Genomic DNA, 2500 nt, shown 5'->3' on the forward strand with positions numbered 1-2500 from the left:
GCTAAGGTCCCAAATTTTGTGCTAAGTGGAAAACCATGTGGAAAGGCACAGACAGCCAGGAGGTTGGCTTAGAAGCAGCCACCCTTTAAAGAAAGCGTAATAGCTCACTGGTCGAGTCGGTCTGCGGGGAAGATTTAACGGGGCTAAGCACAGAACCGAAGCTTGGGGTGCATAACTTTGTTATGCGCGGTAGAGGAGCGTTCCGTAAGCCGTTGAAGGTGGATTGAGAAGTCTGCTGGAGGTATCGGAAGTGCGAATGCTGACATGAGTAACGATAATGCGGGTGAAAAACCCGCACGCCGAAAGCCCAAGGTTTCCTTGCGCAACGTTAATCGGCGCAGGGTGAGTCGGCCCCTAAGGCGAGGACGAAAGTCGTAGTCGATGGGAAGCAGGTTAATATTCCTGCACCTCGCGTAAGTGCGATGGAGGGACGGAGAAGGTTAGGTGTACCAGGCGTTGGTTGTCCTGGGGAAAGGCGGTAGGTTTGGATCTTTGGCAAATCCGGGATCCTTTAAGACCGAGCACCGAGACGAGCCTTTATGGCGAAGTCACTGATACCACGCTTCCAGGAAAAGCTCCTAAGCTTCAGCTTACGCAGACCGTACCGTAAACCGACACAGGTGGGTAGGATGAGAATTCTCAGGCGCTTGAGAGAACTCGGGTGAAGGAACTAGGCAACATGGCACCGTAACTTCGGGAGAAGGTGCACCCTTTTGGTGGCTCGTGCGAGCTATAGCTGAAGAGGGTCGCAGTAACCAGGCCGCTGCGACTGTTTATCAAAAACACAGCACTCTGCAAACACGAAAGTGGACGTATAGGGTGTGACGCCTGCCCGGTGCTGGAAGGTTAATTGATGGGGTCAGCCGCAAGGCGAAGCTCTTGATCGAAGCCCCAGTAAACGGCGGCCGTAACTATAACGGTCCTAAGGTAGCGAAATTCCTTGTCGGGTAAGTTCCGACCTGCACGAATGGCGTAACGACAGCGGCGCTGTCTCCACCCGAGACTCAGTGAAATTGAAATCGCTGTGAAGATGCAGCGTTCCCGTGGCAAGACGGAAAGACCCCGTGAACCTTTACTATAGCTTTACACTGAACGTTGAGTTCGTCTGTGTAGGATAGGTGGGAGGCTATGAAACTGTGGCGCTAGCTGCAGTGGAGCCATCCTTGAAATACCACCCTGTCGTGCTTGACGTTCTAACCTGGGCCCATTATCTGGGTCGGGGACCGTGTATGGTGGGTAGTTTGACTGGGGCGGTCTCCTCCTAAAGAGTAACGGAGGAGCTCGAAGGTACGCTCAGCGCGGTCGGACATCGCGCACTGTGTGCAAAGGCATAAGCGTGCTTGACTGCAAGATCGACGGATCAAGCAGGTAGGAAACTAGGACTTAGTGATCCGGTGGTTCTGTATGGAAGGGCCATCGCTCAACGGATAAAAGGTACTCCGGGGATAACAGGCTGATACCGCCCAAGAGTTCATATCGACGGCGGTGTTTGGCACCTCGATGTCGGCTCATCACATCCTGGGGCTGTAGTCGGTCCCAAGGGTATGGCTGTTCGCCATTTAAAGTGGTACGCGAGCTGGGTTCAGAACGTCGTGAGACAGTTCGGTCCCTATCTGCCATGGGCGTTGGAGATTTGAGAGGGGCTGCTCCTAGTACGAGAGGACCGGAGTGGACGAACCTCTGGTGTTCCGGTTGTCACGCCAGTGGCATTGCCGGGTAGCTATGTTCGGAAGCGATAACCGCTGAAAGCATCTAAGCGGGAAGCGCGCCTCAAGATGAGATCTCCCGGGGCACAAGCCCCCTGAAGGAACCATGTAGACTACGTGGTTGATAGGTCAGGTGTGTAAGTACAGCAATGTATTGAGCTAACTGATACTAATGATCCGTGCGGCTTGACCATATAACCTCAAGTTGCCTTGGCTTTACGACAACGTCGTAAGAGCATCCAAGTGCACGCTACGTCACAAGAACTATGCGAGGCTGGCGCCTTGTCCCCCGGGACGAGTGCGACGCTCCAAAAGCCTCCCTGGTGAAATTAGCGCTGTGGAACCACCCGATCCCATCCCGAACTCGGAAGTGAAACGCAGCTGCGCCGATGGTAGTGTGGCTCAAGCCATGCGAGAGTAGGTCATCGCCAGGGTTTATACCCGAGAACCCCGCTGCATGCGCAGCGGGGTTTTCCTTTTTTTGCAGGTACCCGGTTTTGACCTGGACTTGCGGCAACAACTTCACGAAGAACTTCAAGTTCCTCAAACAAGTTGTTGACAAAGCTGAAAGGCCTGCCATAATAGGCGGCTCGCAACGACGAAAGGCCCTCGGGCCCAACGACGAAGCAGCATCGGCAACAACGTCCACTCCGGTGAGACGGCCTTGAAAAAAGGTGTTGACGAAGCGGAAAAGCCGGCTATAATGGGCGGCTCGCTACGAAGGAAACTTCGCAGCACACGGGAACGGCGCTGAGGCCACTTCCCCTGATCTTTGAAAGTATGCGCAGGTATCT

General features: G+C 54.2%; 2 rRNA genes (1 of these 2 running past the window's edge). Both read left to right on the forward strand.

What is annotated here, in order from left to right:
- Positions 1-1900 (forward strand): 23S ribosomal RNA (locus tag AASM09_RS01660) (it extends 979 nt beyond the left edge of the window).
- A gap of 125 nt (positions 1901-2025) precedes the next feature.
- Positions 2026-2140: ribosomal RNA gene (rrf, locus tag AASM09_RS01665) — 5S ribosomal RNA — on the forward strand.
- Positions 2141-2500 lie beyond the last annotated feature (360 nt).

Origin of the sequence: Stenotrophomonas maltophilia, from assembly GCF_039555535.1 — a bacterium.
Classification (GTDB): Bacteria; Pseudomonadota; Gammaproteobacteria; order Xanthomonadales; family Xanthomonadaceae; genus Stenotrophomonas; species Stenotrophomonas maltophilia_Q.